The following is a 14344-nucleotide window of genomic DNA, read 5'->3' as shown; positions in this document are numbered from 1 at the left end:
GCTGGCGGCAGCCCTCGGCGGGCCGGCGGTGGGCTGGGCCGGTCGAGGGGCCGCCGTGTAACCTCGCGGGCGGGAGGTGAGTGTCCGTGACGCAGCAGTATGCCGGGGGAGAGCAGGTGCCCCCGCGCCCGGCGGCACCGCCGCAGGTGCCGCCACGCCCCGCCGGCCGGCCGGCGCCGTCGGCCGCCGAGCTGACGCCGACCGTGCCGTTCCCCGCGGTCACCCGGCTTGCCGCCCCGGTCGCCCCTGCCCCGGTCGCCCCGGCTGCCGCGCTGACGTCCTATCAGCAGCCCTCGTCCGGCGCACCCGCTGCCGCTCCGGCACCCGCCGTGCCGCCCAGCGCGACCGGGCACTTCGTGATGCCCGCCGGCAGCACCGTCCACCTCCCCGCGCCCACACCCACGCCGGCGCCGCAGGGCTTCGCCGGGCCGGTCGCGGTGCTGTTGATCGGGCCGGCCGGCGCGGGCAAGACCACGGTGGCCCGGCAGTGGGCCGAGCGGCGGCCGAGTACCACCGCGCACATCAGCCTGGACGACGTCCGCGAGTGGGTGCAGTCCGGCTTCGCGAACCCGCAGGCCGGCTGGAACAGCGCCTCCGAGGCCCAGTACCGGCTGGCCCGCCGCACCTGCGGCTTCGCCTGCCGCAACTTCCTGGCCAACGGGATCTCCTGCATCATCGACGACGCGGTCTTCCCGGACTGGCCGGCGATCGGCCTGGGCGGCTGGAAGCGCCACATCGGCCCGGGCATGATCCCGGTGGTGCTGTTGCCCGGCCTGGACACCGTGCTGGCCCGCAACGCCCGGCGCACCGGCACCCGCCGGCTCGCCGACGAGGAGGTGGCGGCGATCCACGGCCGGATGGCCGGCTGGTACAACTCCGGCCTGCCGATCATCGACAACTCGCAGCTCGACGTACCCGCCACCGCCGAGGCGCTGGACCGGGTGATCGCCGCCCGGCTGGCCGGCCAACCCGTCCGCTGATCCCCGCCGATCCCCGCCGTCCCTGCCGACCCCGCCGTCCGTACGACCCTTCCCTACCGCTGGAGAGCCGCCGCACCATGCCCGAAGGCCACATCCTGCACCGGCTCGCTGCCCAGCACCTGCGCGCCTTCGGCGGCCGCCCGGCCGTCGTGGCCAGCCCGCAGGGCCGGTTCGCCGCCGGCGCCGCGCTGATCGACGGCCAGCTGCTGGAGAGCGCGGAGGCGGACGGCAAGCACCTGTTCCTCGGCTTCGCGCCCGACCCGGGCAGCCCAGCCGCCTCCTGGCTGCACATCCACCTCGGCCTCTACGGCGTCGTCACGTTCGGCCCGGCCCCCGCGCCGGCGCCGGTGGGCCTGATCCGGCTGCGGCTGGCCAACGACGAGCACTACGCCGACCTGCGCGGCCCGACCACCTGCGAGCTGCTCACCCCGGCGGAGAAGGACGCCGTGCACGCCCGCCTCGGGCCCGACCCGCTGCGCGCCGACGCCGATCCCGAGCGGGCCTGGCAACGCATCTCGCGCAGCCGCAGCACGGTCGCCGCGCTGCTGATGGACCAGAAGATCCTGGCCGGCGTGGGCAACGTCTACCGCGCCGAGGTGCTCTTCCGGCACGGCATCGACCCGCACCGCGCGGGTCGCGAACTGACCCGCGCCGAGTGGGACTTGATCTGGCAGGACCTGGTCGCGCTGATGCACGGGGGCGCCGCGAGCGGCCGGATCGACACCGTCCGCCCCGAGCACACGCCCGAGGCGATGGGCCGCCCGCCGCGGGTCGACGACCACGGCGGCGAGGTCTACGTCTACCGCCGCACCGGCCAGCCGTGCCTGGTGTGCGGCACGGCGATCCGCACCGAGGAGCACGCGGCCCGCAACCTCTTCTGGTGCCCGGTCTGCCAGCAGCGTTAGGGCCGCTCCGGCCTACAGCCAGCCGCGCTGGGCGGCCTTGAGGCCGGCTTCGAAGCGGCTGGTGGCGCCGAGGCGTTCCATGATCGAGGCCATGTGACGGCTGACGGTACGTGACGATATGCCCAGGCGCTGGCCGGCCGCGTCGTCGGTGAGACCTCCTGCGAGCAGCCGCAGGAGTTCGCGTTCGGTGTCGGTCAGGCCGGTCGCGGGGTCGTCGGGGCGCTTGGCGCCGAGGGGGACGGCGGTGGCCCAGGCCTGGTCGAAGAGGTCGAGCAGGGCGTTGACGATGCCGGGCTCGGTGACGTGGAGAGCGCCCTTGCGGGTGTCGGTGGGGTCGATGGGGACCAGCGCGTGGGTGCGGTCGAAGATGACCAGTCGCTGGGGGAGGACGGGGGTGGTGCGCACTTCGCTGCCGTGGCTGATGAGCCAGTGGGCGTGGGCGGTGGTGTGCGGGTCGTTGCGGGTGGTGTCCTGGTAGAGGGTCTTCATGACGACGCCGCGCGCCAGCGGTTCCGCGTCGGCGGCCCGTGCCGCTGCGAGGTCCTCGGGACGGTGGCTGGCGCCCGGGTGGACGCCCAGGCACTCCTGCTTCATGGCGTGGGCCAGTTGCTCGATGCGGCGCTGGATGGCGTCCATGCCCAGGAGGCGCTCGCCGTGGGTGGCGCGGGAGTCGGCGCGTTCGGCGACCAGGCGTGTCACGGCCGCCCGGGAGGCGGCGAGCTGGGCCTGGCGGGCGGCCAGGTCCGCCTCCTGGCGGGCGAGCACGTCGGCCAGGCCGATCTCGGGGGAGACGGCGCGCATCCGGCCGGGGTGTTCGCTGGAGGCTCGCACCAGCATCAGGCCGCCGAGTTCGTCCAGGCAGTCGTGCACCTGCGTGGGGGAGGATCCGCACAGATCGGCCAGCTGAGCGACACCGTGGCCGGGGTGATCGAGCATGGCCTGATAGACCGCACTCGCCCGCACACTCAAACCCAACGTTTCCAGCATCGTGCTCTCCCCCGAGTTCACGTCCGCACCTCCCACCGGTGCGCACACACCGCATCGTCGCACCTTGGGTGGCCCCCCTTCAAGATCTCTCCGGACGTCGCGCCGCAGTTCGGGAGGGGTGACCGAGCCCTGCGGCCTGCCGGCGGCGGTGTGATGTGGCGCCTGATGTGGCGCGTGCATGACACGGTGTCGGGATGGCGCCAGGCGAGTTGGCGACAGCCGGAAGCCCTTCCGCGGCGTTGATCCACCGGCGAAGCTATTGATCACCGGGAGGGACACCCCGCCGGTAACCGGAACACCGGAACAAGCGTCAACCGCGGGACGCGACACCGGCACCGACCCACCGTCACAGCTCCAGCAGAGGAACGAACACCATGCTCCGCACCCGTCTCGCCCTGGCCGTCGCGGTCGCCGCCCTCGCCGTCTGCACCGGCGCCCTGCTGCCCGCCGCGGCCGGCGCCGCCAACGCCAATGCCACCACCGTGACGGCGGCCGCTGTCGCCCCTGACAACGCCCAGTGGGGGTAGGCACGCGATGGACATCGTCTACACGAGCCTGCAGCGCCGTTCTGCGGCGCAGGTGCAACCTGCGGGCGAGGTAGCCGAGGTCCTGGGCGTCCTGTGGGCGCACGCCACGCCTGAGGACGGCTTGGAACACATCTCCGGCCGCATCGAGGACGACCGGGTCGACCTCCTGATGTACTTCCTGCTCTCCGAGCCGACGGCGCCTGCGGCCCGCAGCGGCCTCCAGCGGGCCGCCGTACTGCTCGCCCGCGGTCACCAGGCCTCACCCACGCTCCACCGGCGCTACCTGCCACCTGCAGGGGCACCGGATCCGCACACCGAGGATCCGGGCACCACAGCGGCCTGACCGCCTGCCGCAGTCCGCGATGTCAGGCCCCGCCGCAGACGACTCCGGCGGCCGCCGCTCCCGGACGGCCTCTGGGCCCGTGCGCCCAGGCGGCGAGCCCTCTCCGCCGGCCGTCGTACCGACCGCGCACGGACCGCGCACGGACCGCCGGGACCGTCACCCACGCTTCGCTCTTCAAGGAGTCAGTTCGCCATGCCCGCAGTCAAGTTCTCCGTACGAGGTTCCCGCCTGGCGGCCGCCGTGACGGTAGGCGCTGCCCTCAGCGCCGCTGCGCTGGGTCTGGCGATGCTGGGTGGCGGGGCACATGCGTCGGCCACGGACCAGGTCAGAACGGCGGCCACGGTGACGGCCCCGGCCGTCGGGGCCGCGCCTGCTGCCGCGACACCGGCACCGGGCACGCCGGCTGCGGCGTCCCCGTCCGCCCTGTCACCGGCGATGGCTCCTGCGGCAGTCGTGTCGTCCGTCCCATCCGCCGTAGCTCCCGGGGCAGGCGCGTCGTCGGTCCCGCCGCCGGCGAAGGCTCCTGCGGCAGGCGCGTCGTCCGTCCCTTCGGCGACCGCGTCCCGTGTCGCCGCTGCTCCTTCTCCTGCCTCAGTACCCTCCTCTTCACCTTCGTCACCTTCGTCGTCTGCCACCGCCCCCGCGACCGGTGCGGGCAGCGTTCTGGTCGCGCCGTCTCCCTACGTGCCGGCGGGGTTGCCCATCGACGCCCAACTCGTGCTGCCTGCCCAGGGATTCGCGGCCGGCGGCAATCCGACCGAGTTCTCGGTCGTCCTCACCAACCACACGGCGAAGACGTACTCGTCACTCGACCCGATGCTCCAGCTCGTCCCCGCCTCGGGTGCCGCCTTCAAGGGCACCCTCGAACGGTTCGATCCCGTGGCGCAGAACTGGCGGACGGTCCCGATCCCGGGTGCCGGCACGGCGCCTGTCGGCGCCGCCGGATCCACGCCGTTCACCCTGTCGGCCAACGGATCGCTGACGATCCGCTACCGGCTGACGGTCGCGCCGGACCAGCCGGTCCAGCAGACCGAAGCCATGTTCTACGCGATCGGTGCAGACGGTCACCAACTCGGCTTTGTCAGCAACGCACTTCAGACCACCGCGGGCTGATCACCGCTCGCCCCCACGCGTGGCCGGTACTGCCACGCCCTGCCGCCTGCCGGCCATGCCCCACTGCCTTGTTCTATCTGTGAAGGAATCATCATGCTCAATGCTCGTCGGCGCGCTACCGCCACCGGTGTCGCGACTCTGCTGCTCGGCTCGGCTCTCGGTATCCTGGCCGCGCCCTCCTCCCAGGCCTCGACGCTCGGCGACGCGATCGTGAACACCGCGACCGGCCAGCTCTCGAACGGCCCGTGCGGCAACGGCGGGGCCGGTTACTACGCCCCGGGCACCGGTCAGTCGTCCAGCTGCTCGGGTGGCGGTGAGGCGCACGCATGGTGTGCGGACTTCGCGGGCTGGGTCTGGGCCCAGAACGGTGTCCAGAACCTCGGACCCCTCAACGACCTTGCGAACAGCTTCGGTTCGTACGGCAGCCTGTCCTCCACCCCGCACGTCGGCGATGCGGTCTTCTTCCACCCGAACGCCTACTCCGGTACCACCTGGGACCACGTCGCGATCGTGACAGCCGTGCACTCGGACGGGACCATCGACTGGATCGGCGGCAACCAGAGCGGCGGCTACGTGACGCGGGACGCCAACATGCCCGGCTCGGTCGGTGCCACCGAGTGGACCGCCGGCGGCTACGCCGTGAACCTCCAGGGCTTCGTCAGCCCGGTCGGCGGCTCCACCCCCGTCACGCCGCCGCCGGTCGCTCCGCCGCGGGTGTCGTCGGTGTCGATGGATGCCGCTGGCGATCACGTGGCGTTCGTGGACACGAACGGCAATGTCGCGAACGACTGGGCGGACAGCAATGGTTGGCACGGTCCGGCGGGGATGGGTGGCAGTGCCCGTTCGGACTCTCCGGTGGTGTTCAACGCGAAGGCTGACCACGCGTTCTTCATCGATGGCAACGGTAATGTCGCCAATGACTGGGCTGACAGCAATGGTTGGCACGGTGCGGCCGGGATCGGTGGTCAGGCTCGGGCCGGTTCGCCGATCGTGACCAACGCGAACGGCAACCTGGTCGCCTTCATCGACACCAACGGCAATGTGGTCAATGACTGGGCTGACAGCAACGGCTGGCACGGTCCGGCCGCTCTGGGTGGCGTGGCGCGCTCGGACTCTCCGCTGGCTTTCAACTCCGCCGGTACTCACATCTACTTCATCGACACCAACGGCAGTGTCGCGAACGACTGGGCGGACAGTAACGGTTGGCACGGTCCGGCTGGGACGGGTGGTACCGCTCGGGCCGGCTCCGCGATCGCGACCAACGCCAACGGCAACCTGGTTGCGTTCGTGGACACCAACGGCAATGTCGCGAACGACTGGGCGGACAGCAACGGCTGGCACGGCCCTGCCGGCCTGGGTGGCGTGGCCCGTTCGGACTCCCCGCTGGCCTTCAACTCGGCCGGTGACCACATCTTCTTCATCGACACCAACGGCAGCATGGCCAATGACTGGGCGGACAGCAACGGCTGGCACGGCCCGGCCGGGATGGGCGGCACCGCTCGCGCCGGCTCCGGGATCAGCACCAACGCCAACGGCAACCTCGTTGCGTTCGTGGACCCCAACGGCAACATGGCCAACGACTGGGCGGACAGCAACGGCTGGCACGGCCCGGCCGGCCTCGGCGGCACCAGCCGCTAACCACTAGCCGCTAGCACCACCACCACCACCGCGCCGGCCGTTCCCAACGGCCGGTGCGGTGGTTTCGGCCGTTGAACTACGGTGTCCGGCATGAGCACTGAAGACTGGCTGGCTGATACCCGGACCTCCTACGACACCGTCGCCGCCAGCTATGCGGACCAGGTGCGCGATCTCCTCGACCGGCTGCCGTACGAGCGCGCGATGCTGGCGCTCTTCGCCGATCGGGTGCAGGCCGGCGGCGGGGGGCCGGTCGCGGACGTGGGCTGCGGACCGGGGAGGATCACCGCCCACCTGCGCGGGCTGGGCTTGGACATGTTCGGCATCGACCTGTCACCCGCGATGATCGAGGTGGCCCGGCGCGATCACCCCGGCCTGCGGTTCGAGGTCGGCACCATGACGGACCTTGACCTGGCCGATGCCTCGATGGCGGGCCTGGTCGCCTGGTACTCGCTGATCTACGTGCCCGAGGAAGAGATCGGCTCGGTCTTCGCGCAGTTCCGGCGGGTGGTGCGGCCCGGGGGCCTGATGCTGCTCGGCTTCCACGTCGGCGATGGGTCGCGGCTCAAGACGGAGGGCTACGGCGGCCACCCGATGAAGGTCTACGTCCATCGCCGTCAGCCCGAGCGAGTGGCCGCCTGGCTCGACGATGCGGGCTTCACGGTCGAGGCGCAGCTGACCCTCGGCTCGGCCGAGAGCTCGCTCGGCGGAATCCTGTTCGCGCGCCGCCGGCCTGATGGCCGGTAGGGGTCAGTAGGGCCCGCAAGCCAGCCGGTGGTCGGGCAGCGGTCAGGCGGTGGTCGGGCGGGTCTGGGCGGCGAGCAGGCCGATCATGCCGTTCATGGCCTCGGTGAACGGTGCGGCGGAGTCGGCGGCGCGGGCCAGGACGTAGCCGCCCTGGACGACGGCGACGATGGCCGAGGCGGTGGTCGCCGGGTCGAGGCCGGGGGCCAGTTCGCCGGCTTGGCGGCCCTCGGTGAGCAGCTCCGCGAGCCGGCCGCGCAGCCAGTCGAAGGTCTGCTCGACGGGCCGGCGCAGGGTCGGGTCGGCCATCACGTCCGGATCCTGGGTGAGCCGGCCGATCGGGCAGCCCTTGAGCACGTCGCGCTCGCGGTGCAGGTAGGCGATGACCCGTTCGACGGCGGTGCCGGGGCCGCTGAACAGCGTCTCGATCTCGGCGCACAGCTCCTCGGCGGAGCGGGTGATCGCGGCGGCGGCGAGATCCGGCTTGCCGGTGAAGTGGTGGTACATGCTGCCCTGGCCGACCCCGGCGCGCTGCTGGATGGCCTTGGGGCTGGTGCCGACGTAGCCGCGCTCCCAGAGCAGTTCGCGGGTGCTTTCGATCAGGCGTTCCGACGTGCTCATCCGCCGATTTTACCTACTGGTAGGTACAGCGGGCAAGCGGTCCGCGATCACCCTGGCGGCCAGGCTCAGCAACAGCTCCCGCTCCGCTGGGCTCAGCGGCGCGAGCAGCTCCTCGTTCGCCTCGTCGGCGAGTGCCTCCACCCGGGCCAGCAGGGCGGCGCCGTCGGGGGTGAGCACGATCGCGTTCTTGCGGGCGTCGCGCGGGTCCTTCTCGCGGACGACCAGGCCCCTGGTCTGGAGCTCGTTCAGTGCGCCGACCAGGTCCTTCGGGTCGATCTTCACTGTGCGCGAGAGCTCGGCCTGCGCGAGCGGGCCGAACTCGGCGACCGCGCAGAGCAAGGCGTGCTGCCCCATCCGCAGGCCCTCGGTGGCCAGTCGCTCGGCCACCAGGCGGTGGCCGAGCGCGCCGGTGCGCCCGAGCAGCCAGCTGGGCAGCGTCTGCAGCCGGGAGAACGGGGTCGGGCTCGCGGTGCGGTTCGGTGGCGGGGTCATGGCGGCAGTCTAGTCGGGGAATCGTTGGACATCCCAATGATCCAGGGGATATCGTTGGGACTACCAACGGTTCTCGACGAGGGGGAGGCGCCACCGTGCGCAAGGTCAGGTTTCACGAGTACGGCGGCCCGGACGTGCTGCGCCTCGACGAGGTCGCCGAGCCGGCACCCGGGCCGGGCGAGGTACTGCTGCGGGTCGAGGCGGCCGGTGTCGGGCTGATGGTGCTGAAGACGCTGCGCGGGGTCGGCGCCGCCCCACTGCCCGGCTCGCCCGGCGGCGGGGTGGTCGGCCGGGTGCTGGCGCTCGGCGACGGGGTGACCGGGCTGCAGGTCGGCGACCGGGTCGGCGGGATCGCCGACGGGGTCTACGCGGACCTGGCGATCGCCGTGCCCGCGCTGCTCAGCCCGGTGCCGGAGCAGGTCGCCGCGGCCGACGCGCTCGGCCTCGTGCAAGGCGGTCTGGTCGCGCTCGCGGCGCTGCGGGTCGGCGGGTTCGCGAAGGGCGAGTCGGTGCTGGTCACAGGAGCCGCCGGCGGGGTCGGCCACCTGATCGTCCAACTGGCCAGGGAGCTCGGCGCCTCGCGGGTGGTCGCGGCGATCGGCTCGGCGCAGCGAGCCGACAAGGCGGAGTTCGTCCGTTCGCTCGGCGCCGACGAGGTGGTCGGCTACCAGGACGCCGACTGGGGAGCGCCGGTGGACCTGGTGCTGGAGGGCGTCGGCGGCGAGGTGCTGCCCCGGGCGCACGGCTCGCTCAAGCCGTTCGGCCGCCTCGTCACGCTCGCCGGGCACGGCGGCACGCTCGACGCCGGCGCGGTGCTCGGCGCGATGACCACGGTGACCGGCCTGTCGATGGGCGTACTGGCCCGCCACCGGCCGGAGTTGATCACGCAGATCCGGGCCGAGCTGTGGCAGCTGCTGGCCGCCGGACGGCTGCGGCCGGCCTCGGCGGTGTTCCCGCTGGAGCGCGCCGCCGAGGCGGTCGGGCTGCTGGCGGCGCGCGCGAACCTCGGCAAGGTGGTGCTCACGACCGGCACAGGCTGACGATCCTCACCGCCGCACCGGTGCCAGGTAGACCCGTAGCCGGTCCCGGTGCCACCAGGCGCCGGTCTCCCGCCACTCGCGCCAACTCGTGTACCGGTAGCGGTAGAGCACCGCGCGGACGTACACCGGCGGCGCTTGCGGGAACGGGTTGTGCCGCAGCAGCCGCAGCGTCGGCGGGTCGTTGACCAGCAGCCGCTGGACGAACGGGCGCAGCCACGGGCGCGCGTAGCCGGGGGAGAGCGCGGCGAACCACATCAGCCAGTCCAGCCGCAGGTGGTACGGCGCAAACTGGCGCGGCAGTCGCCGTACGTCCCCCGGCTTGCCCTTGAAGCCGTACTCCCGCCACTGCGTCTCCGGCCGCAGCCGCGACTCGTCGGTGCCCTCGATCACGACCTCGAAGCGGATCCGGCTGATGCTGCCGAACGCGCCGTACGTGTTCACCAGGTGCAGGCGGTTGAACGAGTAGTTCATCAGCTGGCGCCGGGAGAGCAGGTTGCGGGCCGGCCAGTAGCTCAGCACCAGCACCAGCGCGGTCGCCGCGAGCACCAGCACCTCGAACCAGAGCGGTGCGCTGCGGTGTCCGGAGTAGCCGGTGTCGCCGCCGGGCAGCCGCAGGGCGGCGAGCGCCAGCGTGATGGTCAGCCAGTTCAGCCAGGCGAAGTTGCCCGAGGCGACCAGCCAGAGCTGGGTGGCGATCACCGCGAACCCGGCGACGGTGGCGACCGGCTGCGGCAGGAAGAGCAGCACCGGGACGAGCAGCTGCGCGACGTGGTTCGCCGCCACCTCGACCTTGTGCAGCGGCATCGGCAGGTGGTGGAAGAACCAGCTCAGCGGTCCCGGCATCGGCTGGGTCTCGTGGTGGTACCGCAGGCAGGTCAGGTCGCGCCAGCAGCGGTCGCCGCGCAGCTTGATCAGACCGGCGCCGAACTCGACCCGGAAGAGCAGCCAGCGGAAGAGGTAGAGCACCGGCAGGGGCGGTGCCACGGCGGAGTTGCCCAGGAAGACCGCCAGGAACCCGGCCTCCAGCAGCAGCGACTCCCAGCCGAAGGAGTACCAGGTCTGGCCGACGTTGACGATCGAGAGGTAGAGCACCCAGAGCAGCAGCCAGCAGAGCATCGCGGCCCAGAGCGGTACGGCGTCGCCGGCGCCGGCCACCAGCGCCGCCGAGAGCGCCGCGCCGGTCCACGCGACGGCGGCGAACCGGCGGTCGGAGTAGCCCCACTGGAACAGGCTCGGCGCCTCGCGGAACGGCGTGTAGGCGAGGTAGCGGGGGACCGGCAGCATCCCGCGCTCGCCGATCAGCGCCCGGAACTGCCGGGCCGCCGCCAGGAACCCGAGCAGGTAGACGCCGGCCAGCATCCGCAGCAGCAGCAACCGGCTCAACGCGTACTCGGGCGCCGTGAACCACTCCACGAGCCCCATCCCTACCACCCGCGGCACCGGACGGCGCGGACGATGCGCCCACGCCCCCTGAACGGGCGGGCAAACGGGCTACAGCTCGATCAGCAGCCCGTCCTCGGCGATCTCCGCCCCCGCGGCCGCGAGCAGCGCGCGCTCCGGTGCGTCCGGGTGCGCGAGCGGGTTGGTGTTGTTCAGGTGGGTGTAGAGGTAGCGCGGCCCGGGGTGCTTGGCGAGCAGCGGCAGCGAGTCGGCGATCGCCAGGTGGCCCATGCCCCGGGAGGTGCGCCGGGCGCCGCTGCCGCGCGACATCTCGCCGTCGTCCCAGAAGGTGCCGTCCAGGATCACCACATCGGCGCCGGCCAGCGCCGCCTCGAACGCCGGGGTCCACTCGGCCAGGCACGGCGCGTAGAGCAGCGAGCGGCCGCTGCCGGGGTCGGTGAAGCGGTACGCGACGGTCCAGACGTCGCTGTCGGACGGCTCGGGCGCGAGCTGCGCCGCGTAGCGCGGCCGCTTGGCGCTCAGCGCCACCGCCGTCACCAGCAGCCCGCCGTCGAGCTCGAACGGGCGGTCCGGCTCGACGGTGCGCCAGTCCACCGCCGTGTACGGCGCGATGATCGGCCCGACCGGGAACGCCGAGGCCAGCGCGCGGCGGACCGGAGCCGTCGCGTGCACGCTGAGCGCGCCCGCCTCGCGCAGCATCAGCAGGCCCAGCGTGTGGTCCAGCTCCCCGCTGGTCAGCAGCACCCCGCGCAGGGGCGTGTCGCGGGTGCCCGGAGCCGGCGCCAGCTCGGGCGTGTCCAGCAGCTGGCCGCGCAGGTCGGGCGAGGCGTTGACGGCGTACCAGCTGTGCCCGTCCGCGCTGATCGCCAGGCAGTCCTGGCCGCGCCGGGCGGCCGGGCCGCGCTCGCGCGCCGTCGTGCAGGTCGGGCACCCGCAGTTCCACTGCGGCAGCCCGCCACCGGCGGCACTGCCCAGGATCCTGATCTTCACCGCATCCTCCGGGGAACGGCCTCGGGAACGGACGTGGCCGAGGCGGCCGCGTCCAGCACCAGTTGGTGGTGCGGCGAGAGCGAGCAGGCCGGGTCGGTGGCGTCCGGGTCGCCGGTGAGCTGGAACGCCTGGCACCGGCAGCCGCCGTGGTCCACCTCGCGCAGCTCGCAGCCGCGGCAGGGCTCGGGCATCCAGTCGGTGCCGCGGTACCGGTTGAACGCGGCCGAGTCGTACCAGGCCGCGGCGAGCGAGCCGTCCCGCACGCTCGGCGGGTCCAGGCCCGGCAGCTGGGCGGCCGCCAGGCAGGGCAGCACCGCGCCGGTCGGCGCGACGACCAGCTGCCGGCTGCCCCAGCCGTTCATGCACGGCTTCACCATGCCGCTGCGGTAGTCGGCCGCGACGTGGATGATCTCCAGCCGATCGCCGAACCGCTCGCGGGCCGCCGCGACCGCCTCGGCGGCCCGGTCCACCTGCTCCTGGGTGGGCATCAGCGCGGCGCGGTTGCGCCAGGCCCAGCCGTAGAACTGGGTGTGCGCGAGCTCCAGCCGGCTCGCGCCGAGCGCGAGCGCCAGTTCGGTGATCGCCGGCACCCGGTCCAGATTGCCGCGGTGCAGCACCGCGTTGACGGTGAGCGGTAGGCCCTGGCGGGTGATCAGCTCGGCGGCGGCGAGCTTGCGCCGGTGCGCGGCGGCCAGCCCGGCCACCGCGTCGGCGCGGCCGGTGTCGGCGTCCTGCACCGAGAGCTGCACGTGGTCCAGGCCGGCTGCGGCGAGCGCGGCCGCCCGGTCCGCCGCCAGCGGGATCCCGCTGGTGATCAGGTTGGTGTAGAGCCCGAGCCGGCTCGCGTGCGCGATCAGCTCCGGCAGGTCGCGGCGCAGCAGCGGCTCGCCGCCGGACAGGTGCAGCTGGAGCACGCCGAGCGCGCGGGCCTCGTCCAGCACCCGCAGCCACTCCTCGGTGGCAAGCTCGGTCCGGTAGTCGGCCAGGTTCACCGGGTTGGAGCAGTACGTGCAGCTGAGCGGGCAGCGGTAGGTCAGCTCGGCGAGCAGGCCTAGGGGCTGTCCGGCGGATCTTGTCGGATCAGCGCGCGGCGTTGGGCGCCCGGCTGGGCGTGCCGGCGGATCGTCCTCGTACTGGGTCGTACTTGGATGATCCGCCGGTGCGTCCAGCCGGGATGCCCGGCGTCGCGCGCCCGGCAAGATCCGCCGGACAGGCCCTAGCGCCGCTGGCACCCCGGCCCGCTGCTCGGCCGGCTCGGGCACGGCGGCCGCGAGCTGCTCGGTGACGCCCCGCCCGGTGCCGTCCAGCACGACCAGGCGGCGGGCCGCCAGGTCGGCGAGCAGCTCGCGCACCTCGGCGGCGTCCACACCCTGGTACCGCTCGGCCAGCGCCGCGGTCACCGCTTCGGGGCCGCGCCGCCCGTCGCACTCGCGCAGCACCGCGGCGGCCGTCCCGTTGAGCAGCAGGACGCCCTCGGGGAAGAGCAGCGCGGTGCGCTCCCGGACCGGGTCGCGCACCAGCCGCACGCCGGGGCGCAGCCCTATCGCATCCGTCGCATCCGTCGCACCGGTCACAGCCCTCGCCGGATCGCCGGTCACCGGTCGGGGCCGTAGTCCACGGCGTCCAGCATCGCCCGCAGCACGTCGGTCTTGAAGCGCAGCGCCTCGATCGCGGCCAGCTGCTGCTCGCGGGTGACGCAGTGCGTCAGGACCAGCTCCAGCGTGCGGGCGCTGTCCTGACGGGCCGTCGGGATCCGGTGCTCGAAGTAGGCGTAGCCGGCCGGATCGATCCAGTCGTAGTGCTTCTTCCAGGCGACGACCCGCTGCGCCATGTGGTCCGGCGAGAACATCTCGGTCAGCGCCGCCGCCACGCCCTCGTACCAGGGCCTGGTCCGGCAGAAGTTCAGGTAGCCGTCGACCGCGAAGCGCACCCCGCGCACCAGGTGGCGCTGTTCGACGACCTCCTCGCGGCTGAGCCCGACCGCCTCGGCCAGCACCAGCCAGTCGGCGAGCCCGCCCTCGTGCTCGTTCGGCCCGTCCTGGTAGCCGAGCCGCTGCGACCACTCGCGGCGCACCTCGGACAGCTCGCAGTTGGCGACGATCGCGGCGTTCTTCTGCGTCAGGACCAGCTGGTAGTACCAGCGGTTGGCGACCCACCGGCGCAGCTCCGCCGGTGAGCAGCCGCCCTCGTGCAGCCGGACGTGGAACGGGTGCGTGTCCCAGTAGCGCTCGCGCAGTCCGAACAGCTCGGCCCTGAACTGCGCCTGGGTCACTGCCTGGGTCAGCGCCGGGGTCGGTGTCTGGGTCAGCGCCTGAGCCACGTGTCGTCCTTGCCGGCGTAGGCGGTCACCTCGGGCGCCGTCTCCAGGCACTCGACCTGCGGACTGGTCCACTGCGGGCGGGCGGCGGCCTCGGCCTCCGGGGCGAGCAGCTCGGTGGCGACGGTGGTGTTCATGACGTCCTCCGGACAGGTAGGAGCCGGGCCGCCGGCAGGATCCGGACGACCATGAAGCACGCTATGGGGAGCGCACGACCGCGCGCTACCGGTTCCGTAGAACAGGCGCACG

16 protein-coding genes are annotated in these 14344 nt (G+C 73.0%); 8 read left to right on the top strand and 8 right to left on the bottom strand.

All coding sequences use genetic code 11. The annotated features are described in order from the left end of the window. Positions 1 to 86: 86 nt before the first annotated feature. Together AC060L_RS04560 and AC060L_RS04555 are read left to right on the top strand one after the other, a co-directional pair. Positions 87 to 980 carry an AAA family ATPase gene (locus tag AC060L_RS04560; RefSeq protein WP_483797131.1) on the top strand — a complete coding sequence of 298 codons (894 nt, stop codon included), beginning with the start codon at positions 87 to 89 and terminating at the stop codon, positions 978 to 980. A 77-nt stretch (positions 981 to 1057) separates the two neighbouring features. Then, positions 1058 to 1885, top strand: a complete 828-nt coding sequence (locus AC060L_RS04555) for an Fpg/Nei family DNA glycosylase (protein WP_483797130.1) — start codon at positions 1058 to 1060, stop codon at positions 1883 to 1885. 12 nt (positions 1886 to 1897) lie between these two features. Here AC060L_RS04555 and AC060L_RS04550 read toward each other — a convergent pair whose 3' ends face one another. After that, entirely contained in the window at positions 1898 to 2821 is a 924-nt protein-coding gene (locus tag AC060L_RS04550) for a LuxR C-terminal-related transcriptional regulator (protein ID WP_483797129.1), read from the bottom strand. Between the two features lie 425 nt (positions 2822 to 3246). On the opposite strand from AC060L_RS04550, the gene AC060L_RS04545 reads away from it, so the two are divergent. From AC060L_RS04545 to AC060L_RS04525, 5 genes are all read left to right on the top strand, one after another. Then, positions 3247 to 3399 (top strand): hypothetical protein, encoded by a 153-nt coding sequence (locus AC060L_RS04545; RefSeq protein WP_483797128.1) that lies wholly within the window; start codon positions 3247 to 3249, stop codon positions 3397 to 3399. Positions 3400 to 3406: 7 nt separating this feature from the next. Then, positions 3407 to 3742 (top strand): hypothetical protein, encoded by a 336-nt coding sequence (locus AC060L_RS04540; RefSeq protein ID WP_483797127.1) that lies wholly within the window; start codon positions 3407 to 3409, stop codon positions 3740 to 3742. Positions 3743 to 4438: 696 nt separating this feature from the next. After that, a complete protein-coding gene (locus AC060L_RS04535; RefSeq protein ID WP_483797126.1) occupies positions 4439 to 4855 on the top strand; it encodes a hypothetical protein in 417 nt (138 codons plus the stop codon). A gap of 93 nt (positions 4856 to 4948) precedes the next feature. Next, complete coding sequence (locus tag AC060L_RS04530; RefSeq protein ID WP_483797125.1) at positions 4949 to 6493, top strand: CHAP domain-containing protein; 1545 nt, start codon at positions 4949 to 4951, stop codon at positions 6491 to 6493. A 90-nt stretch (positions 6494 to 6583) separates the two neighbouring features. Then, positions 6584 to 7237, top strand: coding sequence for a class I SAM-dependent DNA methyltransferase (locus AC060L_RS04525; protein ID WP_483797124.1), 654 nt, complete (start codon positions 6584 to 6586; stop codon positions 7235 to 7237). Positions 7238 to 7279: 42 nt separating this feature from the next. On the opposite strand, the gene AC060L_RS04520 is transcribed toward AC060L_RS04525, so the two are convergent. Both AC060L_RS04520 and AC060L_RS04515 read right to left on the bottom strand, forming a co-directional pair. Then, on the bottom strand, positions 7280 to 7855 hold the full coding sequence (locus tag AC060L_RS04520) for a TetR/AcrR family transcriptional regulator (protein ID WP_483797123.1): 576 nt from the start codon (positions 7853 to 7855) through the stop codon (positions 7280 to 7282). 9 nt (positions 7856 to 7864) lie between these two features. Further along, positions 7865 to 8347, bottom strand: coding sequence for a MarR family winged helix-turn-helix transcriptional regulator (locus AC060L_RS04515; protein ID WP_483797122.1), 483 nt, complete (start codon positions 8345 to 8347; stop codon positions 7865 to 7867). A gap of 95 nt (positions 8348 to 8442) precedes the next feature. On the opposite strand from AC060L_RS04515, the gene AC060L_RS04510 reads away from it, so the two are divergent. After that, the gene (locus AC060L_RS04510) at positions 8443 to 9387 is read left to right on the top strand and encodes a quinone oxidoreductase family protein (RefSeq protein WP_483797121.1); all 945 of its coding nucleotides are present in this window, start codon (positions 8443 to 8445) and stop codon (positions 9385 to 9387) included. A gap of 6 nt (positions 9388 to 9393) precedes the next feature. On the opposite strand, the gene AC060L_RS04505 is transcribed toward AC060L_RS04510, so the two are convergent. From AC060L_RS04505 to AC060L_RS04485, 5 genes are all read right to left on the bottom strand, one after another. After that, positions 9394 to 10800: a lipase maturation factor family protein gene (locus AC060L_RS04505; protein WP_483797119.1), complete on the bottom strand. Its 1407-nt coding sequence runs from the start codon at positions 10798 to 10800 to the stop codon at positions 9394 to 9396. 78 nt (positions 10801 to 10878) lie between these two features. Next, complete coding sequence (gene pqqB / locus AC060L_RS04500) at positions 10879 to 11778, bottom strand: pyrroloquinoline quinone biosynthesis protein PqqB (RefSeq protein WP_483797117.1); 900 nt, start codon at positions 11776 to 11778, stop codon at positions 10879 to 10881. After that, positions 11775 to 13352 (bottom strand): pyrroloquinoline quinone biosynthesis protein PqqE, encoded by a 1578-nt coding sequence (gene pqqE / locus AC060L_RS04495; RefSeq protein ID WP_483797116.1) that lies wholly within the window; start codon positions 13350 to 13352, stop codon positions 11775 to 11777. The genes pqqB and pqqE overlap by 4 nt, the downstream gene beginning before the upstream one ends. Positions 13353 to 13372: 20 nt before the next feature. Beyond that, positions 13373 to 14098: a pyrroloquinoline-quinone synthase PqqC gene (gene pqqC, locus AC060L_RS04490; protein ID WP_483797114.1), complete on the bottom strand. Its 726-nt coding sequence runs from the start codon at positions 14096 to 14098 to the stop codon at positions 13373 to 13375. Further along, positions 14083 to 14232: a hypothetical protein gene (locus AC060L_RS04485; protein ID WP_483797113.1), complete on the bottom strand. Its 150-nt coding sequence runs from the start codon at positions 14230 to 14232 to the stop codon at positions 14083 to 14085. Before AC060L_RS04485 ends, pqqC begins: the two co-directional genes overlap by 16 nt. Positions 14233 to 14344 lie beyond the last annotated feature (112 nt).

This window comes from Kitasatospora sp. NEAU-69, assembly GCF_057158765.1.
Note: the sequence above shows the minus strand (reverse complement) of the source record. Positions and strands in the feature narration are given on the sequence as shown.